At 34.5% G+C, this 25,458-nt stretch carries 31 protein-coding genes and 1 riboswitch; of the genes, 25 read left to right on the plus strand and 6 right to left on the minus strand.

All coding sequences use genetic code 11. The features are described from left to right. Nucleotides 1–213: 213 nt before the first annotated feature. Together V6C27_13655 and V6C27_13660 are read right to left on the minus strand one after the other, a co-directional pair. Complete coding sequence (locus V6C27_13655) at nt 214–414, minus strand: hypothetical protein (protein ID MEG6617453.1); 201 nt, start codon at nt 412–414, stop codon at nt 214–216. Between the two features lie 624 nt (nt 415–1,038). After that, complete coding sequence (locus V6C27_13660) at nt 1,039–1,569, minus strand: hypothetical protein (GenBank protein ID MEG6617454.1); 531 nt, start codon at nt 1,567–1,569, stop codon at nt 1,039–1,041. A gap of 969 nt (nt 1,570–2,538) precedes the next feature. On the opposite strand from V6C27_13660, the gene V6C27_13665 reads away from it, so the two are divergent. The 7 genes from V6C27_13665 (at nt 2,539) to V6C27_13695 (ending at nt 6,853) form a co-directional block, all read left to right on the plus strand. Then, nucleotides 2,539–2,859: a DUF4258 domain-containing protein gene (locus tag V6C27_13665; protein MEG6617455.1), complete on the plus strand. Its 321-nt coding sequence runs from the start codon at nt 2,539–2,541 to the stop codon at nt 2,857–2,859. Nucleotides 2,860–2,934: 75 nt separating this feature from the next. After that, nucleotides 2,935–4,320, plus strand: a complete 1,386-nt coding sequence (locus V6C27_13670; protein MEG6617456.1) for a ParB/RepB/Spo0J family partition protein — start codon at nt 2,935–2,937, stop codon at nt 4,318–4,320. Between the two features lie 86 nt (nt 4,321–4,406). Continuing rightward, nucleotides 4,407–4,649 (plus strand): YgiT-type zinc finger protein, encoded by a 243-nt coding sequence (locus V6C27_13675; GenBank protein ID MEG6617457.1) that lies wholly within the window; start codon nt 4,407–4,409, stop codon nt 4,647–4,649. Further along, nucleotides 4,639–4,881: a hypothetical protein gene (locus tag V6C27_13680; GenBank protein ID MEG6617458.1), complete on the plus strand. Its 243-nt coding sequence runs from the start codon at nt 4,639–4,641 to the stop codon at nt 4,879–4,881. Before V6C27_13675 ends, V6C27_13680 begins: the two co-directional genes overlap by 11 nt. A gap of 16 nt (nt 4,882–4,897) precedes the next feature. Next, nucleotides 4,898–5,674 carry a ParA family protein gene (locus tag V6C27_13685; protein ID MEG6617459.1) on the plus strand — a complete coding sequence of 259 codons (777 nt, stop codon included), beginning with the start codon at nt 4,898–4,900 and terminating at the stop codon, nt 5,672–5,674. Further along, entirely contained in the window at nt 5,664–6,545 is an 882-nt protein-coding gene (locus tag V6C27_13690) for a ParB/RepB/Spo0J family partition protein (protein MEG6617460.1), read from the plus strand. The genes V6C27_13685 and V6C27_13690 overlap by 11 nt, the downstream gene beginning before the upstream one ends. 86 nt (nt 6,546–6,631) lie before the next feature. Then, nucleotides 6,632–6,853: a helix-turn-helix transcriptional regulator gene (locus tag V6C27_13695; GenBank protein MEG6617461.1), complete on the plus strand. Its 222-nt coding sequence runs from the start codon at nt 6,632–6,634 to the stop codon at nt 6,851–6,853. Nucleotides 6,854–6,966: 113 nt separating this feature from the next. Here V6C27_13695 and V6C27_13700 read toward each other — a convergent pair whose 3' ends face one another. Further along, nucleotides 6,967–7,302 (minus strand): hypothetical protein, encoded by a 336-nt coding sequence (locus V6C27_13700; protein ID MEG6617462.1) that lies wholly within the window; start codon nt 7,300–7,302, stop codon nt 6,967–6,969. A 533-nt stretch (nt 7,303–7,835) separates the two neighbouring features. On the opposite strand from V6C27_13700, the gene V6C27_13705 reads away from it, so the two are divergent. From V6C27_13705 to V6C27_13720, 4 genes are read left to right on the plus strand one after another with little or no spacing between them, the layout of a single operon-like run. Further along, nucleotides 7,836–8,156 carry a hypothetical protein gene (locus tag V6C27_13705; protein MEG6617463.1) on the plus strand — a complete coding sequence of 107 codons (321 nt, stop codon included), beginning with the start codon at nt 7,836–7,838 and terminating at the stop codon, nt 8,154–8,156. Between the two features lie 31 nt (nt 8,157–8,187). After that, nucleotides 8,188–8,553 carry a hypothetical protein gene (locus V6C27_13710; GenBank protein MEG6617464.1) on the plus strand — a complete coding sequence of 122 codons (366 nt, stop codon included), beginning with the start codon at nt 8,188–8,190 and terminating at the stop codon, nt 8,551–8,553. Nucleotides 8,554–8,566: 13 nt separating this feature from the next. Further along, a complete protein-coding gene (locus tag V6C27_13715; protein MEG6617465.1) occupies nt 8,567–8,830 on the plus strand; it encodes a hypothetical protein in 264 nt (87 codons plus the stop codon). 54 nt (nt 8,831–8,884) lie between these two features. Continuing rightward, a complete protein-coding gene (locus tag V6C27_13720; protein MEG6617466.1) occupies nt 8,885–9,772 on the plus strand; it encodes a tyrosine-type recombinase/integrase in 888 nt (295 codons plus the stop codon). A 101-nt stretch (nt 9,773–9,873) separates the two neighbouring features. Here V6C27_13720 and V6C27_13725 read toward each other — a convergent pair whose 3' ends face one another. The 3 genes from V6C27_13725 to V6C27_13735 form a co-directional block, all read right to left on the minus strand. Then, nucleotides 9,874–10,356: an ImmA/IrrE family metallo-endopeptidase gene (locus V6C27_13725; GenBank protein ID MEG6617467.1), complete on the minus strand. Its 483-nt coding sequence runs from the start codon at nt 10,354–10,356 to the stop codon at nt 9,874–9,876. A 58-nt stretch (nt 10,357–10,414) separates the two neighbouring features. Next, a riboswitch (cyclic di-GMP riboswitch) is annotated at nt 10,415–10,501 on the minus strand. Between the two features lie 83 nt (nt 10,502–10,584). Further along, nucleotides 10,585–10,977, minus strand: a complete 393-nt coding sequence (locus V6C27_13730) for a helix-turn-helix transcriptional regulator (protein MEG6617468.1) — start codon at nt 10,975–10,977, stop codon at nt 10,585–10,587. A 206-nt stretch (nt 10,978–11,183) separates the two neighbouring features. Then, on the minus strand, nt 11,184–11,504 hold the full coding sequence (locus tag V6C27_13735) for a helix-turn-helix transcriptional regulator (GenBank protein MEG6617469.1): 321 nt from the start codon (nt 11,502–11,504) through the stop codon (nt 11,184–11,186). Nucleotides 11,505–11,640: 136 nt separating this feature from the next. Here V6C27_13735 and V6C27_13740 point away from each other — a divergent pair, with 136 nt between their 5' ends. The 14 genes from V6C27_13740 (at nt 11,641) to V6C27_13805 (ending at nt 25,060) form a co-directional block, all read left to right on the plus strand. Then, nucleotides 11,641–11,844, plus strand: coding sequence for a helix-turn-helix transcriptional regulator (locus V6C27_13740; protein ID MEG6617470.1), 204 nt, complete (start codon nt 11,641–11,643; stop codon nt 11,842–11,844). Nucleotides 11,845–12,220: 376 nt separating this feature from the next. Further along, nucleotides 12,221–12,757: an HD-GYP domain-containing protein gene (locus V6C27_13745; protein ID MEG6617471.1), complete on the plus strand. Its 537-nt coding sequence runs from the start codon at nt 12,221–12,223 to the stop codon at nt 12,755–12,757. A 23-nt stretch (nt 12,758–12,780) separates the two neighbouring features. Next, a complete protein-coding gene (locus tag V6C27_13750) occupies nt 12,781–13,095 on the plus strand; it encodes a single-stranded DNA-binding protein (protein MEG6617472.1) in 315 nt (104 codons plus the stop codon). A 24-nt stretch (nt 13,096–13,119) separates the two neighbouring features. Continuing rightward, nucleotides 13,120–14,187, plus strand: coding sequence for a hypothetical protein (locus V6C27_13755; GenBank protein ID MEG6617473.1), 1,068 nt, complete (start codon nt 13,120–13,122; stop codon nt 14,185–14,187). A 12-nt stretch (nt 14,188–14,199) separates the two neighbouring features. After that, a complete protein-coding gene (locus tag V6C27_13760; GenBank protein MEG6617474.1) occupies nt 14,200–14,991 on the plus strand; it encodes a hypothetical protein in 792 nt (263 codons plus the stop codon). A gap of 13 nt (nt 14,992–15,004) precedes the next feature. Continuing rightward, nucleotides 15,005–15,322 (plus strand): hypothetical protein, encoded by a 318-nt coding sequence (locus tag V6C27_13765; GenBank protein ID MEG6617475.1) that lies wholly within the window; start codon nt 15,005–15,007, stop codon nt 15,320–15,322. Between the two features lie 11 nt (nt 15,323–15,333). Beyond that, complete coding sequence (locus tag V6C27_13770; protein ID MEG6617476.1) at nt 15,334–15,729, plus strand: TcpE family conjugal transfer membrane protein; 396 nt, start codon at nt 15,334–15,336, stop codon at nt 15,727–15,729. After that, nucleotides 15,729–18,119: an ATP-binding protein gene (locus V6C27_13775; protein ID MEG6617477.1), complete on the plus strand. Its 2,391-nt coding sequence runs from the start codon at nt 15,729–15,731 to the stop codon at nt 18,117–18,119. The genes V6C27_13770 and V6C27_13775 overlap by 1 nt, the downstream gene beginning before the upstream one ends. Beyond that, nucleotides 18,116–19,453: a hypothetical protein gene (locus V6C27_13780; GenBank protein MEG6617478.1), complete on the plus strand. Its 1,338-nt coding sequence runs from the start codon at nt 18,116–18,118 to the stop codon at nt 19,451–19,453. Before V6C27_13775 ends, V6C27_13780 begins: the two co-directional genes overlap by 4 nt. A 13-nt stretch (nt 19,454–19,466) precedes the next feature. Continuing rightward, nucleotides 19,467–20,462: a hypothetical protein gene (locus V6C27_13785; GenBank protein MEG6617479.1), complete on the plus strand. Its 996-nt coding sequence runs from the start codon at nt 19,467–19,469 to the stop codon at nt 20,460–20,462. A gap of 6 nt (nt 20,463–20,468) precedes the next feature. Beyond that, a complete protein-coding gene (locus V6C27_13790) occupies nt 20,469–21,440 on the plus strand; it encodes a peptidoglycan DD-metalloendopeptidase family protein (protein ID MEG6617480.1) in 972 nt (323 codons plus the stop codon). A gap of 51 nt (nt 21,441–21,491) precedes the next feature. Further along, on the plus strand, nt 21,492–22,823 hold the full coding sequence (locus V6C27_13795; protein ID MEG6617481.1) for an AAA family ATPase: 1,332 nt from the start codon (nt 21,492–21,494) through the stop codon (nt 22,821–22,823). After that, the gene (locus V6C27_13800; protein MEG6617482.1) at nt 22,789–23,877 is read left to right on the plus strand and encodes a hypothetical protein; all 1,089 of its coding nucleotides are present in this window, start codon (nt 22,789–22,791) and stop codon (nt 23,875–23,877) included. The genes V6C27_13795 and V6C27_13800 overlap by 35 nt, the downstream gene beginning before the upstream one ends. Before the next feature lie 16 nt (nt 23,878–23,893). After that, nucleotides 23,894–25,060, plus strand: a complete 1,167-nt coding sequence (locus V6C27_13805; GenBank protein MEG6617483.1) for a hypothetical protein — start codon at nt 23,894–23,896, stop codon at nt 25,058–25,060. Nucleotides 25,061–25,458 lie beyond the last annotated feature (398 nt).

The following is a 25,458-nucleotide window of genomic DNA, read 5'->3' on the forward strand; positions in this document are numbered from 1 at the left end:
GGTTTACACTTTTATTTTATATTATATCTGGTTTGATATTAATTTAAACATGGTTATGGTGGTGTAATCTATTTTTATCTGTAACCACTGTGGGTATGTGGGCAGGTCATGCGTCAGCAATGAGCTGCCCATATATCCACAGGATGCACCGGTAAAAAGTTGTGAGTGTCAACCAGGTTTACACTTTTATTTTATATGAAATAATTAATTTAATTATGATGGTGTGGTTGTAGATATTATACCTGTAGATGTTCTATCTTGATATGTTATATCTGTATATCTTTTAATCTGCATGGTGCTGGTTTTGGCTGCCGCCCCCACCCCCATTATTTGATGTGTTGATATACGTGGGGTCGGGCTTCCTTCCGCCGGTTCAGGAAGGGGTGGCTCGGGCTGTTCCACTATGTTCCACACCCCGAGCCACCCCTTCCTCGACTACTTTCTACGACTATCGTCTTAAAAGTAGCCGCCGGCGGAAGGAAGCCTTAGATGTATGTTTATTTATAATGGGGGTGGGGGCTGGGTTAGTGGTTATATATTAGTGGGGTGGGGTGAAGACCTTGAGGGAGAAAAAACCCCCCAATGCACCCCGAAATTTATCAGCATAATAAGAAATGCGCTTATTATACTGATAAATTTCTTTGCCCGGTTTTTTCTCCCTCAAACACCCTCTTTTTCCCCATGAGAGAGAGAAAACCCCCCAGTCACCCCTCAATCAGATAAGCGTAATAAGAAAAGCGCTTATTACACCTATCTGATTTCATGCCCCGTTTTCTCTCTCTCAAACTCTCTCTCTTTCCCCGAAGGTGCTGGGGAATGATGTTATGCAGGTCTTTTTGAGTGTTATTTTTTGGGGTTATTAGAAGTCTTGATGCAGGTTGTGGGGCAGGCGGTATAAAATGTTTCACATTTTTTAATTTTAGATGGGTAAGTTTTTTAAAAGGCTTTTGTGTACTAAAAAAGCCGCCCCTTCTCAGAAGGGGCGGCCAAATTTTTTGGCTGCGGTAAAGTGTAAACCTGGTTGACACTTTTTGATTGCTATTCTTTTTTGGTGCTGCTTTTTTCATATCCATAGGTTATAAAGTATGCTTTGTCTTTTGCGTATTTGAGGCCTATGTCCACATACTTTTTGGTGAATTCTTCTTTTGTAATGATTTCTTTTTCGATTAGTAGTTCTTTGATTGCTTTTATTGCAGCATAGTTTTCTAGTACTTGTAATATGGTGCCTTCTTGTTGTGTCCATTTTGGTGGTAGGTCAGGATCTTGTTCGTCAATTTTTATTCTGAATGTGTATTCGGTGTTTTCTTGTTCAGTTCCACTGTATGAGTATGAGTGGTTTTCAATCTTAGCTTTTATTTCTGTTTCGTTAAATTTTATTTTAATAACTTTTTCTGAAAGTATGGTTTTAATTTTGTCTTTTGTTTCTTTATTTGTTATGGTTGTTGCTATTTCAAATTTTTTAAGTTTGTTACCGGTTATTTCTGATACGATTTCTTTAAAGTCTTCTATTGTGCCGTTTATTAGTTGGGTATGGGTTTGTCCGATGAGTGTTATTTGGTTTGTATCCATTGTGGTGTGTCTCCTTTCATTTTCGTTAATTATGGTATGTGATTTATTCAATAAGGTGGGTATTAATTCCTTTATTTGTTGTTTTATGTGTTTGGTGGGTTTGGGGATGTTTTTGGGGGTTCAGTTATTTGGGCAATTATGAATGTTTTGGTTAATGTATGTGATTTTATAGGGTTTGTTTTGCATGTAATTATGAATATTTTTTTTGGGTTTGGGCGCTAATTCCCGCCGCCCACTGGCCCTACCGAGCTAACTTTTGGCCAAAAAAACGCCAGCCAAAAGTGGATCTCGGCTTAACGGGCCTGGCCCCGAAAAGCGTGGGGCCACCGCGGGCACCCGGCGGAGCGCGGATGAATGTCATATATGATTGTTAGTATGCATGTTATTTGCAAGTTATTGAATGTGATTATGAATGTTGTAAAAGAAGTTAGTTAGGGGGAACTATTTATCAATAATTCCCCCTCGGCCTTGGGGCCTCACCCCCTTGTAAGTAGCGAGCCACCAATACCAGGGTAAAAACCGCACCCTGGTATTAGTGGCTTTTTTATATGTTAGGGGCTGGGGAACAGGTTTTGGGATTGTTGGACGTTGATGGGGCTGGGTGGAAAATAAAATAAATCCCTTTTTTCCCTTGACGGGGCCCGACCTGGGCCGGGTAAAGGTTTTTCAGGCGAAGCGAACCGAGGGGCAAGATAAACTCTTAGATCTCTCCGCCTTTTTTTAGTGTACCCGGCCCAGGCCACCCGTAAAGGGCGGGATTTTTTTTATTTATGATTATGTAAGACCTTGAAGGGCTTTCCCCCCTTCAAACTTCCCCCCAGGCTCGCTCACCTCAGAGCATAATCTAGTTTCCAGTAAGTGGCATGCAATACCAGCATTTGTTTTATGATTTAGTGCAATATTTACATTCTATATATTGCAATATTGCAATATATAGTGTATAATTATAGATGTAGGGAGGGAGTTGAGTTGAAAAAAAGAAACCCCAAGCCTAAGGATGAAAGAATTACTTTTTTAAAGATTAAAATTGCTAAACAAAAACCATTTGTAATTTTAAGTCATGCTAGGCAACGAATGAGTGAAAGAAATATTAGTTATAGAGATATAACAAATATACTTAATAGAGGATATAAACTAGACCGGCATGATAGTGGTAAGTTAGGAGATCCGACTGTTAGGATTATTGGAAAAAAAGTAACCGGTGAGTGGGCAGCTATAGCAATAGCGATAAACCCTAAAGGAAAAATTGTAGTGTTGACGGTGATGGATGATAACCGTCAGAAGAACTAGAAGAAAGGTTAAATAATTACCTTTCTTCTAGTGTAAACCTGGTTGACACTTTTAAGTATTTTGGAGGTATATATTATGGAGATTAAACAGATTCCTGTTAAAGAAATTTATCCTAACCCAAGAAATCCGAGAAAAGAATTTTCTACTGCAAGCATGGAAGAATTAGTTAAAAGCGTTAAAAATGTTGGGGTATTGCAACCGGTTATTGTGGTTTTTGATGATGTAAAAAATATGTATAGATTGGTAGCCGGTGAAAGGCGTTGGAGAGCTTCCAGTGATGCAGAATTGGAAACTATACCAGCTATTGTAAGAGATGTAACAGAAGAACAGGAATTAGAAATTATGGTTGTTGAAAATCTACAACGGAAAGATATTAACCCTATTGAAGAAGCAGAAGGTTTTAAAATGATGTTAGATAATCTTGATTATACACAAGAGCAATTGGCTGAAAAGTTAGGTTGTAGTCAGGCCCATATTGCTAATCGTATTAGGTTATTGAAATTACCTACTGATATAAAAGAAAAAATTTCACGTAAAATAATTTCTGCTGGACATGGGGTGCAATTGGTAAAAATAAATGAAACTGGTTTGTGTAAAAAAATAACGGAAGTTATTGAGAAAGAAAATGTACCGGTCGCTGAAACTAAAAACACAATACATAGGGTAATTGCCCTGGAGGGCAAACCGCTTTTTGATAATTATAATGATAACCCATTGTTTGATTTAGTTGGCTGTGAAAAATGCCAACATAATAAGCTTGGAAAAGCTTACTACACAATGGAATTAAGCCATTATTGTGTTAAAGTTTCCTGCTGGAATGAAAAGCAGGAAAAAGCTAAACAACTGAAGTATGAAGAACACCTGAAAAAAGTTGATTCTAATAATAATGAAATTGTTAATTTATCAAAGTTAAATTATAACGAGTATATAGAATTTGATGGTTATCAATTTAAGGTAATTGATAAAGCAGATTGTGAAGGCTGCCAATATTTAAAATTTGGAAGCCGTGATCCAAATAGTTATGACAGTGCAAATTTATATTGCTTTAATATTTCTTGTTTTAATAAGAAGAAAAGAGCTGCCACCATTGAAAGCAATAAAAATGAAAGGCAGAAGAGACAGAAGGAAGTTGAAAAAATTGGGGTATGGGCAAATAAAGCTGTGGTTGAAAAAATTACTAAAAGAGAAATTTTGTGGTTTGCTGTAATGATATTATCTTCTGTAAAAAACGATCAGGATAGACCAACGTTATATAGATATATGAAGGATAGGTTTGGCTGGGAACATGAATTTTGGAAGAGCCCATGGCAATTAAGAAATTTTTATTTTAATGATGCAGTTGATATACTTTCTACTTTGCCAGAGGTTAATTTAATAGAATTGATTTTTGAATGGCCGGCGATTGCAGAAGGTTTAATGAATTGTAATAAATATATCTTAGGTTTAGATGAAGAAATTTAAGAAAATAAAAATATTGTTCCTAGCTTGATATATATATTGCAATATATTATAATTGTGGAAAAATAGGTAATGGGAGGAAAGAAGTAATGGTAAATGATAGATGCGAAGTATGCGGAAGTCACAATGTTAAGCTAGGAACTATCTCCCTCGATTATCTTGGTAAAGAAATTAAAAAGGTACCGGCCATTATATGTTCAGATTGTGGTGAGGAAATGGTCACATCTGATGTTATGGATAAAGTAGACAAACTGGTTGCAGAGGGTAAGGAAGTTTACCAGGATGGGCCGGTTATTAATATACGGTATGGGGGTTGTGTAAATGAAGCGTAATGGGGTTATGGTGGATAATGATTTAAAAGTTCAAAAACCGATATACTTCCAAGTAAGTCAATTAAATCGTATTGATAAAGCTTATCCTGAGGATGGTTTTAAAAGTAGGGCCGATTATATTCGTACCGCTACAGAGCTTTTTCTCGATCTAAGGGATGCTGTTAAGGATAATAAATCTGATAGGGAAGTCTTAGATATTGTTGGGAAGCACTTAAGCTACTTAAATGAATAATATTGGAGGTATTCTTATGCCAAAAGTTATAACTGTCGCTAACCAGAAAGGTGGCTGTGCAAAAACGACAACCACTGCTAATTTGGGTGCTGCTTTGGCTATGAGTGGCAAAACTGTATTAGTTATAGATCTTGATCCTCAGGCAAATTTATCTTTGGGTTTTGGTTATGAATTGGGAGAAGATGAGTTATCTTCATACCATTTGATCACTGGTAGAGCACCATTAAATGATGTCATAAGAAGAACAGATATAAATGACTTATATGTAGTACCTTCGGCCATCGAGTTATCTGGTGCTGAAATTGAATTGACCCAAGCAATAGCCGGTGAAAAGAAATTATATAATGTTTTGAAGAAAAGTAATTTAGCAGCTTTTGATTATATTATTATTGATACCCCACCATTTTTCTCTAATGTGTTAACTAACGGATTGTCTACTTCGCAAGTTGTATTAATACCAGTTGAGTTGCGTAGGTATGGTATAGCCGGTCTGCGCCAGTTGTTAGGTATTATTGAAGCTGTTAAAGAGGGTGTAAATGAAGATCTTGATAGTTGGTATATATTACCTGTAATGACGGATTTAAGACAAAAGGAAGATAGAGAGGTTCTAGAATTTTTAAAGAATCATTATGATACTCATGTTTTAAAAACTAATATCAAGCGTAACATAAAAGTTGCTGAGGCCGTTAAGGAGGCAATGCCGGTAGTAGCCATAGATAAAAATTGCCCTGGGTCACTTGCGTATATTGAGTTAGCAACTGAAATTGAGGGGGTTTTAAATAATGTCAGTTGACAATCAACCCTTGGCTACCAGCAGAGTTGCTAAGCTGCTACAGGGTAGAAAAACCCCAATTCAAGATCCTATTGTTAACAAAACTGAAGATGATTCTCTTTTTAAACTTATTCCTATTGATAATGTTATTCCAGATCCGGATCAGCCAAGAAAAACGTTTTCGGAAGACAAGCTTTCTGAGCTTGCAGCATCTATTAAAGCAAGAGGTATTTTACAACCTATTAGGGTGGTACCAGCAGATGAGCCTGGAAAATATATAATTGTGAATGGTGAAAGGCGTTGGAGGGCTGCCAAACAAGCTGAACTTAAAGAGGTTCCGGCTTATATAGGTGAAGATACTTCAAAGAGTGAAAGATTAATAGATGGTCTTGTGGAAAATATTGTACGTGCTAATTTAAGCTCGATTGAAAAGGCCAATGCAATAGTTGAGATCCAAAAGGCTAATCCTCAATTATCTGATAAGGCACTGGCTAAGAAAATTGGTATTAGTCGTAACATGCTGTACCGGTTGCTTAATATTCACAAGCTGCCTGAGTATATGCATGAGATATTTTACGCTGAGAGGTTAACAGATCGTCATGCAAAAGCGTTGTTGATGTTAGATGAACATAAACAGCTGCAAGAAGAACTATTTCAAAACATATCTGATGAAAAAATATCAGGTACTGAAGCTATTAAGTTAGCAGAAGAATGGTTATCGCAGATAACTAAAAAATCACCAATATCTAAATTCTATGGTAGCTTTATTACAAAAATAAGCAAGATTGATAAGAAAGTTGAAAAAATGGATGAGACGGAAAAAAATTTAATGAAAGATCAAATTAAAGATATGAAAAGACTTTTGGATTCTTTAGAATCAAAACTTAAATAATTGACAACTATGGGTATTCAGATTATTAATCTGTTTACCCATATTTTTTAAAATCAGATTTTTAAAGGAGGAGTTATTTGTAATTCATGTCTAATAATTATTTTGGAGAGTATTTGGCCCAATTAAGGATAGAAGCAGGTTACTATGATAGAAAATCACTGGCTATAGAAAGTGGAATAAGTAATAGCACATTAACACGTATAGAAAATGGGGTAACTAAAAAGCCAGCTCCTGCAACCTTAGATAAATTAGCTAGTTGTCTTGATGTTCCGGTAGAGCAATTAATGAAGGTTGTTGGGTATTTATAAGGTAATATTCAAATGATTATGTTTTTTAAATAATGTCTAAAGTGTAAACCTGGTTTACACTCTGTTGATTTGTACCAGAGTATAAAACATTGGTATAGTAGTTTGTGTTTTAACTAAAAAGTTACTAGTATATTACTTTGACTTTCGCAGTGGCTGCAAACGCCTTTTTCTTTATAAAGTACTATAGGAATGATTAATCCTAATTGGCCAGCAATACACGTTCTATGTTGACCGTCAGAGAACTCATAATGACCACAATCATATTTAATGATAGTGATTGGAAATCGTTCAAGTGTAGAATATAGGATTGATGCTTTATAGTTACAATTACTTCCTTCTAAATTTACTGAGCATATACCATGGCCAATCTTATCACATGTATCTTTTGTAAAGTTAAAGCAAAATGTTTTACCCTCTGGAGAAAAATCGGATACTCTAATACCAGGCAATTAATTCCCCTCCTATTAATCATTTTAATTATTACTGCATACACAACTATAAATTGCAACTGCATATAATTTCAATCTATAAATCAAACAGATGTTTGTTATAATATTAATTGGTGATGCAAATGTCAAAACTTTATCGAGAACCAATTTATATATATACAGACAATAATAACATACCTAAAAAATTTATTTGGCGTAGGCGATTTTTTGATGTGCTTGGGTGTAGAGTTATTGAAGATATACCAGATTTCTCTGAATGGTGGCGCAAACGGCAGCCAACTATTTACAGATGTACTACTGACAAAAACATTGTTTGTGATTTAATTAAGAGGAATGAAGGTTGGGTATTGGAAAGAATTTGGGATTAAGCTAGGTAATTAAAAACTTAGCATAATATACATTTATAAAAGTTTAATTGTTTTCTTATATTGATAAACTTTGTATAATGTTATATTATTGCTATAAGAAAACTTTGCAAAATGTTATTGGGGTTATTTGTCAATTTACTTGGTTAAAGTATGGGGAGGGGTAATATGGAAAATAGTGTAGAGTTAGAGCAAGTACCTGAAATTTTGCAAAATGAAGTTAAAGATTATTTAAAGTCTTATCCAGATGCAAGAATTATTGATGTCAATTTAAGTAAGTCTACACCGTATAAAGATAAAACTATAATTGATAATTCTTACAGGGTATATACAGAACATGGCAATCTCTTGACGGTGTTCAGATATAATGTTTGTTCTAACCCTGATTTCACTGATTTTAAAGTATATAAAAACAGTATGATAGCCGGTGACATAGATGTGTTTATTAAGAAATCAAGATGGTTTTATAGATGGACTGAAGGTAAGTAAATAAAACTACTGTAAAAGGATGGTGATTAATATGGGTAATTTAACTCATGAACAAAAGGGTGTTCTTAAAAGAAAGGCAATGGACAGTATTAAAAAGGCTTTATTGGAAGAAAAATTGGCAGTGATTAAAGAACCGTGGGAAATAAGAATTACAAAACGGGCTGACGAGTATTTTGAAATTACAGGTCGCATGTCAAGTTTAACGGTCTATTTGACTGAAACAAATAGCGGTTATCTAGTTTCTGTTCCCAGTGAACAACGTTGTGGTCATGTACCAGCAGACTGCAATCAGTATGATATTGAAAACTATGTCGGTCTTGAAAATGATATTGATGCCACTACACTGGCGACCGGTGTAAGATGGTTAATTCAAAATGGTCATGCTGCCAATATTTAAGGGAGTTGATTAAGTGCCAAAGTATGAACTTGATGATAAAACAAAAGAAATTATATTAGGATTACTAGATAAGTGTGTAGAATTAAATATAGGCAACGTTAAATTCGAGTATTACCCAACACCGGGCGATTCCAGGAACGTTTATTTTGCACTAGTGGAAATGAAAGAATTCTGGGAGTTGACTGTTGAGGTTAAGGATTTTAGCGTTGGAAACTATATTGATATTTATAAGGTAGTTGATGGTGAAATTATTTTTAGACACTCGGAAAGTGCTTAATATTATAAATTTATTTAAAAACTGAAGCACAAATGCATCCAGGCGGTGGCAACAATGAACATAGATATATTTAAAGAGCATTTATTAGATGAAGATAAATCAATAAAGACTATCAATGGTTATATATCAGATCTGAAGGATTTTTTGGTATGGTTTGAAAAATCTAATGGATTTAGTGCTGGCGCAAAGGATATAACCAGTATTGACTTGAGGGAATATAGGCAATACTTGCTAAATAAAGGTTTAGCCGTAAGTACAATTAATAGACGTCTAGCAGCAATAAGAAAATATTTAACATGGGCTAATGAAAAAGGTTTATTACCAACTGGTTTACCGGCCCTTCCTAAAGAGTTGAAAGATAATAGTAGTAAAACAGCCCCAAGGTCTCTTACAAAAAAGCAGCAAGATGAATTTTTGAAGGTTGTTGAAAGAGGGAGTAATATTAGAGACATCGCAATAATAACATTGTTTATTAATACTGGCCTTAGAAATAGTGAGTTATGTTCATTGCAAATTAGGGATATAGATGTTTCTGCCCGTAGTGGTTGGTTAACTGTACAAGGGAAAGGTAATAAATTTAGGAAGATTCCTTTAAACAATGAAGCAAGAAAAGCGTTACAAAATTATTTTGATAATTATCGAGTAGGGGATTTTTTGTTTGTAAGTAGCAGAGGGCCGAAGGCAGGATCACGATTAACTAATGTTGCGGTACAAAATATTTTTAATAAATATAAAGATCAAGTGCCGTCTATGAGAAATGAAAAGAAAATTACTGTACATACTCTAAGACATACATTCGCTACCAGGTTGTTAGAGGCAGGACGGAACTTGGTGGAAGTACAAGCCCTCTTAGGCCATGAAAACATTAATACTACTGCAATATACACAAAGCCACATAAAAGTAGCTTACAGGCTGCTGTAGATAGTTTATGTGATGTGTAAACCTGGTTGACACTTTTAGTATTGTAATCACCATAGAACGTATGTTATACCAAAACAAACTTTACGTTCTATGGTGAAACTGAGAGCGTTGCCCAGGTCTTTTAAATTAACCCCAAGTTGTTAAGTCTATAAATAATTGATTCTTTACTAACCTTAAAATATATACTTAATTCTTTTGTTGTCATATCTTTATACAATTTTTTCATTAGTGTACCAGGCATTAATAATTCTGCTGCAAATGTATTTGCTTCCCATTCGATTGGGTTATTTTTTTTAGTAGCAGATTTCATTAAGTCCTCGACACAATAATAACGTTTATCATCATGTAAATAATAATGTCCTAACTCATGGGCTTTTGTGAACCTTGCAAGATTAGGGTAAGATACTAGATGCTTTTTATTGATACCCATGTAAGTATAATCGTTATCATGCATGAGACAGCCGCGAATATGGTCTGGAAAGTTCCATGGAATAAGTTCAACTCCTACTTGTTCGATTATTCCGTCAATATCCAATGGAGTAATAGATTCCTCTTTGAAGGTATAATATAAAGATATTGCTTTTTTTATAGCTCTTTTTGACATTATTATCCCACCGCCCTTTTATAAGAAAACACCTATCCCTTTTGGGGATAGGTGTTTTTAGTGCAACTTGGCAATCATAGTTGAATACAACCTTAGACCCAAAGCTTTGCGTCACCGATTTTCATCGGTTTTGCCCCTTAAGAATAAATCTATTTTCCCTTAATTATAGGACTTAAGCCATGTAGAAACAAGTATAAATTTGTAACTTCCTAATAGATAAACTATCTTTTATCTACTATTCTCTTTTTGATGTGTTCTTAGTTTGATAAATCTTATAAATTCTAAAATGGATTTTAAGCCTTCTTCATCAATATCTTTAGATTTTCGGTAGTAAGGAAGTTCACCGCTTTCTAATAATTCTATATATATATTTTGCAGTTCTGGATCTATTTTTGTAATATCTAATAATTCTTTTCCTGTCAGCAGATAATCTACAGTAGTATTTAATGCATCAGCAATAGCATTAAGTTTTGTTGCGCTAGTATCTTTTTGTCTTTGGTTTGTCTCTAATAAATAAATATATGTTTTAGAAGTGCCGCTTTCGGCTGCAAGTTTTTCCTGGCTCCATTTTTTTGATTCTCTTAGTTGTTTAATTCTATCTCCCATTGTCTGTTCAGACATACATATCCCTCCTTAGAATATGTAGTTGACATATGTTGCATTATCTAATATTATAACCATATATACATATAACAAATGTTAACATATAAAATGTACTGTGCTGGGGTTTGTGTTATAAAATTAGATTTAATTAGCTCAACATAGCAAACTAATAGTGTTTTTATTGGTATATAGCGCACAACTTCATTATTTCAGTATAACAAATGTTAATCACGATTGTTAGTTATAAGTTTAATAAATTCTGTTAAAGCTATTATTTCATCTTGCGATAAATTAGACACTTCATTTATTAGATTATTAATTTCCGGCCTGAATTTAGTATCTAGATAATTGTCACCACAAAAAAATTCTTCAATTGTTATGCCAGCTGCTTTACAGTAACCTTCTATCCTATCTATTTTAATGGTTGAATTATCGTTTTCAGTCCGGGATATAGTGGATTGGTCAACTTTTAAAATCTTAGCCATTTCAATAGTTGATAAACCTAATGTATTTCTAATTTTTTTTAATTTACCTGCAATGTCCATATATTTCTCCTTTTATGCATATTTTGTATATCTAATTATTGTAATCTATTTAAAGATATAAATAAAATGTAAAAAATGCATTACGCCTATTGCAATTATGGCAAATATACATTAAAATATACTCAGGTGATGCAAATTGTGCATAGATGTAGGCAAAAGAATTAAAAGATTACGAAAACAACAAAAACTTAGTCAAAGACAATTAGGTGAATTAACCGGCAAATCACAGGAAACTATTAGTCGTATGGAAAATGGAAAAATTGGTGTATCTCTAGTTTTTTTAAATAAATTATCTAAAATTTTTAAAATTCCTCTAGATTACTTTTTAAAGCAGAAATAATTTTTAAATTGCATTAAATTGCTTGCACTAATTTAACTTTAAACCAGTGCAAGCTTTTTAACTAAATTGTTCTTTGACAATTATACTCATGGTTGCCCGAGGCAGAGAGAGCATAACAACTGTGAGTTATAGGAGAATATTACCGGGCTTGGTGGATCATTACCTCACCTCGGGGATAAAGGGGAGCAGTATTGCCAGATCGCCATTTGTTGAGATTTCTACTTATAGAGATAGAAATTAGGCCGGGACGTTAGCAAACCCAAACGGTAATATTGATGATTAGAATCTAATACTAGGGCTTTTTATAAGCCCTAGTATTAACTGATAATTAAGTTGGGGGGATGTTTAAATTTATTATAACTCCTTGTTGGACATTATGAAGCATTTTGATAAAATGTTGTATTTTCACTCAAAACAGGTATCTTCATATTGCATATTATTAGCAGAAGAGTATGGTTTCAGTAAAGATTTTATTTCTGATGTAAAAATTGCTGGTTTATTACATGACATAGGCAAAATCAGTATATCTAAAGATGTTTTAAATAAAAAAAGCAAATTATCTCTAAACGAATATAGTTATGTAAAAAAACACTCTGTAATTGGCTACAATTTATTAAAGTCTATGTCTGTATCTAAGACTGTGCTTGATGGCGTTCTGTATCACCATGAGCGCTTTGATGGGAAAGGTTACCCAGAAGGTCTTAAAGGATCTGAGATACCAATCACTGGCCGTATTATGGGCCTTGTTGATGCTTATAGTGCTATGGTTATGGATCGTCCTTATCGACAAGCATTAACCCATAGTGCAGCATTATTAGAGCTAAGAAAAAATTCTGGTTCGCAATTTGATCCTAGCTTAATTGATTGTTTTGTTAAAAGTTTTAAGACTGACAAATTATTTTACGTAAAATAATTAGATTTTAAGGGGGTTATAAATTGAATAGTTGTAATTTTATTGGTAGATTAGTGGAGGATCCAAAGCAATATGGTGAAGGGGATAATGTAGTATCAACATTTAAGCTGGCGGTTAACCGGGCTTATACTAATAGTGAGGGCGAAAGAGAAGCTGATTTTCCGCGGTTTGTTGCAAAGGGTAAGTTGTCGCACTTAACACAAAAAAGTTTAAGTAAAGGTACTATGATAGGAGTAGAAAGTCACTTTCAAACACGAAAGGTAGAAGTTGATGGTGAAACAAAGTATTACGAAGAATTTGTTATAGAAAGGTATACTTTTGTTGAAAAGAAAAGGTAAAGATTAAATAAGGGGAAATGCTTTATGAAGATAATTAAGACTGCAATTTCAGTCTTATTTTTTTTAATAATGGTAGCATTACCTGCAAATAGTTATGCTTCCCAAGATCAATATGGTAATTACTACAGGGAGGCCAGGATTTTTGGTAAGGTTATCAATGATCATATAGTTTTTGGCAGCTTGATGTTCAGGGCAAATAATGGAGAATACATAAATTATGCGGATAAAACCTATTGGCAAGTTTATCCGATGTACCCAGATGATCTTTTAGATATTCAAAACAACATAGACAAAACGGTAGTTATAAACTGTAGGATGTTTAATGGACAAGCATATGGTCAAGAAACTGTAGCATTTTATAACGTGAAGCAGGTTAATTACAACATTGAATTATCAGATGAGATTGTCTTTGGCCGTCTTAAGTCACCTTATAAGATGATAGGTTTTAGTATTGACAAGGATAGTGTTTTAAAGGATTTGCTACAAAATTTAAAGAGTTTGTCAAATGTAAAGCTTGAAGATAGTAGTGAAACCAATCGAAAAGCTGTATATGACTTAAAAAATAACAGTTTATTACCGGTGTGGTTGTTAGCTAAGAATGAAGATGTTGAAAACAATTTAGAAAGTCGTACTGATTTATTAGTTATTGCAGAACTCAATCAAGGCAATAACCATCTTGTTAATGCTGTAGATATAAGTGAAGGTCACATTAAAAATTTATTATCTAATGTATCTTTGGCCGGTAGTTGTGATATAGATCCTGGACCGATGGCAATCTACGGAAAAATTGATAAAGTTAAAAAGGAAAAAGAAAATATAGAATTGGTTTATATCGAAGGAGCTGCAGCAAATAATTTTGATGGTTGGAAGAAAATATTTATAAAAGGAACAGATGATCCATCCAGTATAGGGGAGGAACGTATTCGAGTATCAATACCGGCCAATGAAGTAAAAAAAGGGGAATATATTTTTGTTGCTGGTACCAAGGTTTACGATGATGAAGAAAATGAATATTATGTAAGACCGGACGTTTATTTGAATAAAGATGAGTTGCTACATGCATTGACAGTATTAAGAAATCTAACTAACTAATAGAGGTGGGTTATGAAAAAATGGGTAATAACAATAATTATATGGATGATATTAATAATATCATTAATTTTAAGTGTTCGCAGCTCAACGGTAGCAACAATGATAATGAAAAACACCCAAGATGTTGCAACTATAAGTCAGATAAATGAACAACAAATTGTCATGAGCTTTGCCAGTGCCTATGTGAGTGAATTTGCAACTTTAGATAAAGATGAACCATTAGAAAATCGCGTTAACCGTTTAAAGCTATTTAATAAGAACTTGATTGAAAGCTACAGGTTACAGGATATAACAGGATCTTATAAACCTAGCAGTGTTTCTGTTTTATCTTGTGTTAAAAATAAAGACAGTTATTTTGTAACTGTTTTAGTTAATAGTTTAAACAGTGAACCTTTATGTTTTAAGTGTAGAATTGGTTTAAGTAATGGCAATCCTTATTCTGCATCTATACCAGTTTTAGTACCGTTTGAATTAGCTTCAGAGAAAAGAGATAGTAATTATAGTTATGGAGTAAGCGACGAGTTAAAGGTTTTTGCTGAGAGGTTCTTAGAATCTTATTTGCAGGGTGAGAATAAAGCTGATATATCAATTTATACTGTGCAGGATAGCGAACTTAAACCGGTTGGTAATAGCAAGTTAGTAAGTGTAACCGGTGTAACTAGTGAGAGTAAGGTTGAACAACCTAAAAAAGTACAGGCCCAATACTGGGTAGACGTTCAAGGCGCTGTAATTAAGCAGCATGCAATCATTGAAGTACAGTGGGAAAATAATAAACCTTTAGTGGTATCTATAAACCCAATATAAAGGAGTGATCTCTTTGTTGAACAATAAAAAGACAAAGTGCATAATCTTAATATTTATGTTTTTACTGGCATTTGCTTCCCCGGCTTTTGCAGATGCTACGGTAGAAGAAATTAATAATCAGGTAAGTAAAACTGCTTTGTTTATTGCTCTAAGTTTTATTGTGATTATATCAATTCTCTTTATAATTAAACACCAATATGTATTCTTAGCTGCTTTCTTGGTTGTTTCAACTGTAGTTTTGTTAATTATTGCTACTAGTGGGATGATATTATTGGTACCGGTAAAATGGGTAGCAGGTTGGTTTGGAATAGATATTATTATTTCTAACTAATTGGTGATATTATGAGTGGTAAAATTTTAAGACAAGCTAATAGTTATAAACCTTTTTTCAAGATTAAGCCAGTGATTTTTAACCTGGGGGATATTAAATTGCCTGTTCCTGTTTATTTGGAGTGGGCAGTTTTATTCTTTTTTAATCTATTAGTGTGCTATTTAGTATTTGGTTTGATTTTAGGATCGGCGCTAAAGGCTATAGGTTTAATTCCTTGGATGATTGTAATAGCATTTACAGTCGCTATAACGGTGTTAACAAGTAAGTTTGATGCGGCCGGCAAATTTATACCTAAGTATATAATTGATTTTTTGTTATTTTTAATAAGGAAGAAAAAACGTACATTTTTAGGGCCTATTCCAAAAGGTAGTAAAGGAAAATTTGATTGGAAAGTTGAGGTGGATTAATGGATTTTCCTCTGAAATACTTTCATAAAAATATTGTTATAACTAATGATTTTATACCCATGGCTGTTTATCAGCTGCCACAATCAGCATACAATTTTAAATATGAGAATGTAAAAAAAATGGTACCGAGAAGGTTGGAAGAAGTTTTAAATGTATTCTCGGGCCGTGGCCAACTTTTGTATCTCACTAGACCAGTAAGCATTGACGAAGGTACTTATTTGGCTGATGCTGGTTGCTATCCCAAGACCGCAGAAATAATGAAAGAAGCTCATAATCATGCAACTGATGCTATAGATTACTTAAATACATTACGATCTTGGAAGCGAGAAACTTATATTGCTTTAGAGCTGCCATTGCCTGAAAAAGTAAAGGTTGAAATGATTAATTCCGTAAAGGATATAAAAAGTCAAATTATTGAAATGTTTTTAGCTACTAAGAAAAGGGTAATTACACCGCAATTATTACAGGAAATCGAGATAGCGGAAAATGAATTATCAATGCAGATATCCCCCACTTTAGGCACTGAACCAGTAACATTTAGTGACATAGATTGGCTGATAAGAAGAAATCTTTATAGAAGTGATGATATACCACCACCTTTACCAGCGAGGGAGAGTGGTTTTTTTAATGAAAGTATGGTTCTAGCTTTAGGTGATGGTGTTACTTACGAAGAAAAATCTACAATGATGGCATTAACTACGCCTAGTGGCGAAATTCATTATCAATCATTTATGCACATGGTCGATGTGCCAACAGATATCAGTGAGTTAAATGTTGAATGGTTATCTTTCTTAAACTTTCTTTCGGTACCGGTTGATGCAGTTGTTTATTTTGAATGCGAAAAAAATATTAAAGCTAAGAAAACATTTAAGAAAAAGTCCGGTATGTTAAAGGATCAAATCAGAGAATACAACGATAGTAATGAACAAACAACACATGAAATAGATGTTGCGGAAGAACAAGAACCAATATTAGAGGCTAAGTTATCATCTGGCATGGGTTTGGTTAAATTTGGTTGTACTTTATGTGTTAGTGCTAAAGATTTAAGAGAATTAAGAAGTGCTGTTAAAATTGTACAGCAAAAGTATAGTAATTTTGATTTCAGACTAGTCCGTGCACCCGGAGATCAATTAAAAATGTTTTACTCTTTTATACCAGGGGCTAAACCGGGAGGGCCTTTAATACCATGTGACCCATTATATCTTGCTGCAGCCGGTGTTCAGGCCAGCTTTGATGTTGGAGATAAAAAAGGTTTTGTTATCGGACATATGCTTAATGGTATCCCTGTTTTATTTAAGCCAGGTGATGCAATGCTAAGGAATCGGTCTGGTGCAGTTTTGGAGCTGGGTACACTTGGTGGCGGTAAAACCAACCTTAAGTTTTTGCTAATATACTTGGCAGCGCTTAAAGGTGCCAGGATAATTACTATTAACTCAAAGGCTGAAGATCATGTTTTAGAGCTGTTACCCTTTAAGAGCAGACAGGTTGATTTAAGTTATACTGGCAATGCAAGAATTAATCCATTAACAATAGCTAATGATCCATTGAAGGCGAGGGATATTGCAAGGGACTTTTTATGTATCACTTTAAAGGTAGGAGATAACGAATCACGTTTATTAGCTATTGTTGAAGCACTAGATAAAGTGTACTCACTGAATCAAGAAAAATGGCACCTTGATTCAGTATTAAATGTATTAGAAACAATGCAAGATGCCGATGAAAACAAGATTAATGAGGCAAGAAGATGCTCTAATCTATTAAAGGCTTACAAAATGAGCAGTCTAGGTAGAATGGTATTTACTAAGGAAACAACATCTTTTGATGGTGATGAACAGATTACATCTATTAACCTCGCAGGGTTGCCATTACCAGGTAAAAATAAAAAGCCAGAAGATCCGTTAACTGAGAGCGAAAGACAATCTATCGGTTTAATGTATTTAGCAGCAGTTGCCGCCAAAGAAGTGCTATTAAAATATGATGTCAAAGCTTTAAAAGTTTATAGCAGTGATGAAAATTGGAAGTTGGAGTTTGTAAACGAAGGTAAATTATTAACTAATGAAATAATCCTGATGGGTAGAAGCATGAATATTATTCCAATTATATCAACTCAAAATAACTCACATCTTGATGATGATACTAAAAAGAATATTGGATATGTTTTTGCATTCCACACTGAAGATCTCGATGAAATTAAGGCTAATGCTGATTTGTTGCAAATAGATGCTGATAACAATGTTATAGAAACGTTCAGACAGTTGCGTACAGGTACTTGTTTTATGAAAGACCTGGATAATAGAGTTTCGGTAGTTAAGATTACTCTATTACCTCGCTATCTGAAACAAATATTTGATACAACCCCGAAAGAGGACCAGAAGGTGGTGGGTACTTGAAAAAAATCACCTTATTAATATTAGTGTTAATGTTGATGGTATGTATGCCTGTTTTTGCTGCTGAAGAAATAGGAATGCCTTTTAAAGATTTGTATGGGAAAGCAGAGTACGAAGCTAAGATTTTTGAGTTATTTACCATAACACCTTTGGTTACTGAAACGGCAAATGAATCAAAGGATGCTGTAACAGGTATTGTGATTACTGATCCCAGTTGGCAACCTAATTGGGAGCAAATACCTTTCACAAGGTATTGGGTTGATTGTTCCGCAAAATTGGTTTCAAAATATGGAATCCCTAATTTAGGTGATGCTACTTTTGTTTTTTTTAACATGTTCACTAATTTGATATTTACTATATCAACCGGTTTGGTAAGAATTTCCACAGAGGTTTTAATAGCTGCTTTTCACACAAATTTTTGGATTGCTTTTGGTGGGCAGTTATCAGATACTGCTAGGGAAATATGGAACGGTAATAGTAACTCTGCAGGTTTAAAAAACACTCTTTTTATGCTGGTTGTGACTTTTGCCGGGATTTACTATATCTATAAACTTATTAAGTTCCGTTACACTGATATTTTTAAAGGAGCTTTGATAAGTATACTTGTTACTGCACTGCTGTTTGTATATATTGCAAAAACAGATACAGTTTTAAATTATGTGTCTGATGTTGCAGATACGGTTGCCGGAGCTGCCTTTACAACTTTGTCATACAATAATGAGGTGCCGGCCAAGTCGGTATTGGACAGGGGAATTTTATCTTTTGCCGAAAACTCATGGAATATGTTAGTTATACAACCTTGGTGTTATATGAACTTTGGTACAACTGATTTGTCAACGCTGTATATTACTGGAGAAGAGTACGAAAAGGTAAAAGAAGTTTTACCGCAGGAAATTAAAGAAAAAGTTACTCAGGGTATGCGAGTTGATCAAATAATCCTTGGTCTACAAGCTGGTAGTCAGGAACGCGCGGATGCTATATCAGTTTTCCAAGACGACAAAATAGATCATGGCAAACATACACAAACAGTAAGCTCATTAGCGCCATCGGATGTAATAGTAGATTTCCTTTTTGCTTGTGTATTGTTTATTACAGCAGCTATTTACTCAATATTTATTATTGTTATAGGATCAATTGTTTTTATAGCTGGCTTGGGGATTTTGCTAAGTGTTGTTGTGGCACCGTTTGTTTTATTGCTTGCTATGTTGCCAGAAGTAGGTTGGAATTATGCTAATAAGTTAGGTGTTATGACTTTAAATGCTTTTGGCGTTAAAATTGTTTATGGTATTTTCATGGGCGTTATATGTGTTGTTTTAAATATAGTGATGAGCCTTTAAAGTAGGTGAATAAATGTATTTTTTAAAGCTGATTATTATTGATTTAATTTTAATTATGGCTTTTTTATGGAGAAAAAAGTTTTTGAATCATGCTTATAATGCAGTTAATTTCAGGGCTGGAAATGTACAAAATGAACGCACCGGTAGCATACAGCAAGGCTTTAAAAATCTTGCTAGAAATAAGGTGCTCGACAACGCCAGGAGGAAAGGCGGGGTTATTGGTAAGGCTGCTAATATGGCCGATTCTCTTAGACAGGCTTGGTTAAATGAAAGAGTGGTTTGGGTTAGAAACAGAGATTATAACACCAAACCAAAATATAAAAAATTTGAAGCTAAAAATAGTAAAGATGGTAATAAAAACAAAAAGGATATAAATAATGCCCAAGCAACCCCAAGCGTTAATAAGGAAAAGACAGATAATAAACCAGCAAAATATACGATCAAGAGTGGTTTTAATAGGCAAACCAAAGATATAGATAATAATATTAAAGAAAAAAATGAACCAGAAATTAAGGATGGAACACCTGCTAATCAATGGCTACCGAGTGAAGCGCAGGATGTTGAAAAAAGTATTAGTTTACAAGTTGAACCAAGTGAAAAAACACGTATATCACTAGATAAAAGCAACAGTAGGCATGTTGCTGATAACGGAATAAAACGGAAAAAAGTGACATTGGTTAGAAAATCTAAGACAAATGGAGTACAAGAACAAACTATTAATACCAATCATACCCCGAAATCAGATATAAACAAAACAAAAGATGTTTCTACTATGTCTAGTAAGGTTAAGGACGTAAAAGAACAAAAATTAAATACCAAACGTACTCCAAAATCAGATATAAACAAGACAAAAGATGCTACTGTTATGCCTAGTAAGGTTAAGGGAAAAAAGCTAAATGTTACTTCACAAACACCAAAGGAATTACCTAAGCAAAAGCGAGGAAGAAAGATAAACGAGAATATTAATCCCAGGGTAACAACTGAAATACCCAAGAGGGATGGTGAGTAAAGAGTTGTGCCTTATAAAGCTGCTTACTTTTATAAGCATAGAAAGTTAATTATATATTTGATTGCCGGTTTTATATTATCGGTTATGCTGTTGGCTGCCACTATATTTATGCTGTTGGCCTTTTTATTTTCAAATCAAGGCATATCAGGATCTTGGGAAGCTGGCGATCCTAGTGCATTAATAAGGGGACAAATACCGGCCAATTATATGCAAATATTTTTAGAAGCCCAGGAAAAGTATAAAATTCCTTGGAATATTTTGGCTGCTATATGTAAGATTGAAACAGAATTTGGACAAAACGTTGCAGTTTCAAGTGCCGGGGCCATTGGAATCATGCAATTTATGCCCGGAACTTGGGAGGCATATAAACAAGATGGAGATAATGACGGACAATATGATCCATATAACCCCTGGGATGCAATATTTTCAGCAGCTAACTATTTAAAGAGTAATAATTTCAATGAAGATCCTTCAAAAGCAATCTATAGATATAACAATTCATGGTTGTATGTAAGAGAGGTAACGGCAACGGCTGAAAGGTATAATAATACAATTATACCATCGGGAAAAGGGGCCTGGCCTTTACCGCCACAGTTTAGAGACATAACATCTTACTTTGGCTATAGATACCATCCGGTAGATAAAGAATGGAAAAATCACGATGGTATAGATGTTGCTGCCCCTGGTGGTACAGCAGTTTATACAGCACAACCAGGTAAAGTAATATCTGCCGGTTGGTCGGGTGGTTATGGATATTTAGTTATTGTTGCACATGATGATGGATCTACTAGCTACTATGCACATTTAAGTGCAATATTAGTTTCTAGGGGTGATGAAATTGATAGGACTAAACCTTTAGGACTAGTTGGAAGTACAGGAGTTTCTACAGGTGATCATTTACATTTTGAAGTTAGGCTAGGGGGGAGAAAGATAGATCCTTTACCTTGGGTTGATGCAGCAGTCAATGATTATATATAAAGTGTCAACCAGGTTTACACTTTTATTTTACGTGAAATATGAGGTGGTCTAATGATTTTTGTTTATGGGCCAGACGAATTTTTAAAGGAGTGTCAATATTTATTTGAAGATGCTGTAAAAACCTGGGGTAAGCCCAAAAATAATGACATTGTTATTATAGGGTTTCCTGGGGATGAAGGTATCAAATTAGCACTAGAAATGAAAGGGCCCAAAATATACATTATTTGTCCTCCTTCTCTAGTGCTTTGGAAGCAGATAACAGGCACAAATGTTAAATGGTATAGCAGTTTGTACGAATTAGCCGATATTGAATCTTTAACAGAAAAAGAAAAAAATAATAAGCCTGATCCTGTTTTAAATCAGCAATTTGAAGATGAACCATTAATTGAAGAAGTTGTCAAAGTTGAATTTGAAGCGAATGAACTTGAAGAACTGGCACCAGTAGAAAAAAATACTGCAATAAATAATGAGGAATTACAACTTGAAGAACCAGAGCAAGTAAACTATCAGAATTCTGAAATGGGGAAACCTATTAAGAGGGGTTATCTGATACCGGTCTACAGTCTTAAAGGGGGAACTGGAAAGACCACAATTGCCCAAAATATTTCTGCTGTGCTTGCTAGTGGAGGCAAAAAAACATGCCTGGTTGATATGGACTTGAATACAAAGTCTTGTAGTGATTACATGCTTTATAAGTATAAGCCTACGGTAAATATTTTATCTTGGCTTAACTGTAATAAACTTGATTGGGACGAAGTAAATTCGTTGTTGGTTAAAGTAATGAATGGCATATATTTATTGCCAGGTTTACCTAATGTTTTACAAAGTGATTTGGTGAATGAAAAGCTAACAGAGTTTATTTTAAGTAGTCTATTGGAGCACTTTGATTATGTACTAGTTGACTTTGGGCCAGCGTTATTGCCGTGTACTAAGGTGGCACTATCTATGAGTGATATAACTATTATTGTAGCATCACCTGATGTTTTATCAGAATCAGCAGGTAATAGAGCCCATATTCAACTTGTAGGTGATGAAAAACTTTTATCAATAGATAAAGTTAAGTTGATTGTAAATATGGATCATGCTAGAGCAGAGCGAAGGCCAAAGGAAGTAGCCAGAAATATTGGATTTGAACTAGCTGCAGTAGTGCCTAAAGATGAAAAAGCAATTAAAGCTGCCACTAATGCAAGGCCAAGAACATTGCCGGTTCTATTAAAGAAGGAAACGCCTATAAAAAAGGCGTTCTTTTCTTTATCAGAGCAGATTATCCTGGGGTATGAGGGTAGACAGAAAGATAACGGGAAATTTTATCATCTAGCTGACTTTTTACAGAAGGTGAGGGGTATATTTGGAAACAAAGCTACTTCTAGTGTTAAAAAATAAAAGAGTAGAAAACTATTTTAAGGATAAATTACCGGAAGTTGAAATATATACCGGTGATGTTAGTATGATTGATGATCTTCAATTTAATATTGCTGTTATAACTCTTGCACCCAAGGAGGCATACCAGGCGTTACTTGAAAAAGTAAGGGCGGTAAAAGAAAAAGTTGATGTTTTAGTTGTGGCCTTGGGTGAGGAAAACGAAGAAAGTAAGTTTATTTATGAAAAGTTAGTTGATATGGGTGTAAACGAAAAGTTAATTATTACAAGCAAACCAGGTAAAAAGGTTACATCATCCCAACTAGTTAAGGGAGTGCAAAATGCTATTGAATTATTACCTGATGAGGAAGATGATCCACCGCTATGGGATGAAGAAGATCCGGAGATCGAAGATGAGGAAAATATAAATGTGGAGACAATAACTGAACAACCTAGTGCGCGTGGTAAAATAGTAAGTTTTTTTAGTTTGAAAAGGGGTTCAGGTTGTACCACAGTAGCTACTTCATTTGCTGGACATATTACTGATGCGGGTTTAAAGGTTGCATTGGTGGATTTTGGAGAGCCACCAACCGCAAGTTTTCATTTAGGTATAAATGATCCTGCAGAAGTTGAACCAAGTTCTGTGTATAGTGGTAAGTGGGGTGAGTTAATCATACCCAGGAGCGTTGGTGACTTTCACGGGATGTTTGAAGAAGTTAAATATAATTATGATGTAATTGTAATAAATTACCCTGGTAAAATATTACCTTTTCCGGAATGTGATTTTTCTGTAGTTGTTCTAGATACAGACTTGCAATCAATTGAATTATTAATTAAACAAAATAAACTATTAAAATACTGTTCGCCTTTGTATTTAGTAAATAAAAATAATCCGCATGGCGTACCGGTGGATGTTATAACTAAAGATATCATAGGTGTTAAACCATTTTGTATTGAAAGTGATTATGAAGCATGTCTCCAAGCTTTATCTAATGGTGCGCCGGCAATAACTAAGAGCAGCACAATGGCCTCTACGGTAGGTAAATTAGTTGCAGAATTAGGGCTTCTTGTATGTTAATTAAGGGGTGCTAAATATGAGGTTAATGGTGTTTGGTGATATTGATGTTATAGAAGGATTAAGTCAATATTCTTCTATAATTGTTGCAACGGCCCAGGATGTAGAGAGTGCTTATGATATTATGAAGGATACTGAAGCGGATCTGGTGATAGTTGGGTTTTTTAATGCACTAGAGTTAGCTATTGAGTGGGCAGACATTTTTCGAGATAGAAAATTCATGGCCATAAAGGAAAATAAAAGTTTATCAGATTATAGGCAAGCTGCTGCAGCCGGTGTTAAACTTATTAGTTTAAAAGATATATTTAAAATAATTGCTATAAGTGCCGGTATTAGTGGTTCTTTAACTAAAAGAGAACGGCTTGAAGATGATGAAGTTGATAGAAGTAAAAAAGAGTTTAACAAACGTAAAGGATTTTTCAAACAAGTTATTGGCGGTGTTTTTTCAAAAACAAAGGCAGTGGAAGAAGATAATAAATTTGCAAGGGTACTAACAGTATGGAATCCAACTGGAAGTTATAAGTCATTTACAGCACTTAATATCTCAATAACACTAAGGGCTGCTTTATTGAATTTTGACCTTACTTGCCCTGAGCTTGATGTGTGGTTCGATATTAAACAAACTTCTTTAAAAGATGCCAGCCCAAAAGATGCAGGAGTTCTGACGATGTGTGATGCGTTAACTCCTGAATTATTACCTAATCTATTAAGAGTTAAAAAATGGGGTATACGTTATCTGCCAGCAGGTAATAAGTTGGGGAATATAGGGACCCCGGACATTGCTAAAACTGTTGATGATGCCAAGGATTTATTTAAGCAACTAATTAATAAAGCAAAAGAAGATGCAGGAATTGTTGTAATTGATGCAGGTAGGGATTTTGAGTTACCACCAACATTTGCAGCATTGAGTGAGGCAGATATAATTATTATTCCGGTGACAACGCCACAGGAAAGTGAAATAGTTGCCTTACAACTGAAAGAATTAGCAAGGGTGGGAGTGGAAAAACCTGCAATAGAGTTAGTCTTTAATGAACAACTTAAGAAAGTATGTAAATATCGTATAATTGCAGATATTGACTATAGGCAGGTAGTAGCTGCAGCTAATGGGAACACGCCACATTGTTTATCAGAAACAGGACAGGATTGGGAAAAAATTGTGAAGTCTATAAAGTTAATAAATGAATGATTCCGGGCAAAGCCCGGTTCCACCACAGAACGTATGGGCATTTTATAAGACCGCAGATAATTGCCAGCCCACACGCTCTATGGCGGCTAAATTATCAAAATCAATATATCAATGTAGAAAATTGTGGTAAAATACACAAAGGGAATACTATAACAAATGGGCCTCACCTGCCGAGGATGGAAACATCCAAAGAAAGGGGGTGGGGCGGATGATCACTATATCTGATACTATACAGATAGTTATTGCAGTGATACTCCTAATCACCCTTGTAGTGTTAATAGCTGACCGTAGCTAGTAATTAAAAACCCTTGAACCGTTGCAGCAGTTCAAGGGTTGAAATGAAACCTCGGCAGTGAGGCACACAAGCCATTTTGTTATTAGTATTCCCACTTTTATTA

It is taken from the genome of Peptococcaceae bacterium 1198_IL3148 (genome assembly GCA_036763105.1).
In the GTDB taxonomy this organism is placed as follows: domain Bacteria; phylum Bacillota; class Desulfotomaculia; order Desulfotomaculales; family Desulfohalotomaculaceae; genus JBAIYS01.

Bases quoted from the DNA above. Each gene is read 5' to 3' on its own strand.
- V6C27_13660 (MEG6617454.1), bottom strand. From the start codon at position 1,569: ATGGATACAAACCAAATAACACTCATCGGACAAACCCATACCCAACTA.
- V6C27_13670 (MEG6617456.1), top strand. From the start codon at position 2,935: ATGGAGATTAAACAGATTCCTGTTAAAGAAATTTATCCTAACCCAAGA.
- V6C27_13675 (MEG6617457.1), top strand. From the start codon at position 4,407: ATGGTAAATGATAGATGCGAAGTATGCGGAAGTCACAATGTTAAGCTA.
- V6C27_13680 (MEG6617458.1), top strand. From the start codon at position 4,639: ATGAAGCGTAATGGGGTTATGGTGGATAATGATTTAAAAGTTCAAAAA.
- V6C27_13685 (MEG6617459.1), top strand. From the start codon at position 4,898: ATGCCAAAAGTTATAACTGTCGCTAACCAGAAAGGTGGCTGTGCAAAA.
- V6C27_13690 (MEG6617460.1), top strand. From the start codon at position 5,664: ATGTCAGTTGACAATCAACCCTTGGCTACCAGCAGAGTTGCTAAGCTG.
- V6C27_13695 (MEG6617461.1), top strand. From the start codon at position 6,632: ATGTCTAATAATTATTTTGGAGAGTATTTGGCCCAATTAAGGATAGAA.
- V6C27_13705 (MEG6617463.1), top strand. From the start codon at position 7,836: ATGGAAAATAGTGTAGAGTTAGAGCAAGTACCTGAAATTTTGCAAAAT.
- V6C27_13710 (MEG6617464.1), top strand. From the start codon at position 8,188: ATGGGTAATTTAACTCATGAACAAAAGGGTGTTCTTAAAAGAAAGGCA.
- V6C27_13720 (MEG6617466.1), top strand. From the start codon at position 8,885: ATGAACATAGATATATTTAAAGAGCATTTATTAGATGAAGATAAATCA.
- V6C27_13725 (MEG6617467.1), bottom strand. From the start codon at position 10,356: ATGTCAAAAAGAGCTATAAAAAAAGCAATATCTTTATATTATACCTTC.
- V6C27_13730 (MEG6617468.1), bottom strand. From the start codon at position 10,977: ATGTCTGAACAGACAATGGGAGATAGAATTAAACAACTAAGAGAATCA.
- V6C27_13735 (MEG6617469.1), bottom strand. From the start codon at position 11,504: ATGGACATTGCAGGTAAATTAAAAAAAATTAGAAATACATTAGGTTTA.
- V6C27_13745 (MEG6617471.1), top strand. From the start codon at position 12,221: ATGAAGCATTTTGATAAAATGTTGTATTTTCACTCAAAACAGGTATCT.
- V6C27_13755 (MEG6617473.1), top strand. From the start codon at position 13,120: ATGAAGATAATTAAGACTGCAATTTCAGTCTTATTTTTTTTAATAATG.
- V6C27_13760 (MEG6617474.1), top strand. From the start codon at position 14,200: ATGAAAAAATGGGTAATAACAATAATTATATGGATGATATTAATAATA.
- V6C27_13770 (MEG6617476.1), top strand. From the start codon at position 15,334: ATGAGTGGTAAAATTTTAAGACAAGCTAATAGTTATAAACCTTTTTTC.
- V6C27_13775 (MEG6617477.1), top strand. From the start codon at position 15,729: ATGGATTTTCCTCTGAAATACTTTCATAAAAATATTGTTATAACTAAT.
- V6C27_13785 (MEG6617479.1), top strand. From the start codon at position 19,467: ATGTATTTTTTAAAGCTGATTATTATTGATTTAATTTTAATTATGGCT.
- V6C27_13795 (MEG6617481.1), top strand. From the start codon at position 21,492: ATGATTTTTGTTTATGGGCCAGACGAATTTTTAAAGGAGTGTCAATAT.
- V6C27_13805 (MEG6617483.1), top strand. From the start codon at position 23,894: ATGAGGTTAATGGTGTTTGGTGATATTGATGTTATAGAAGGATTAAGT.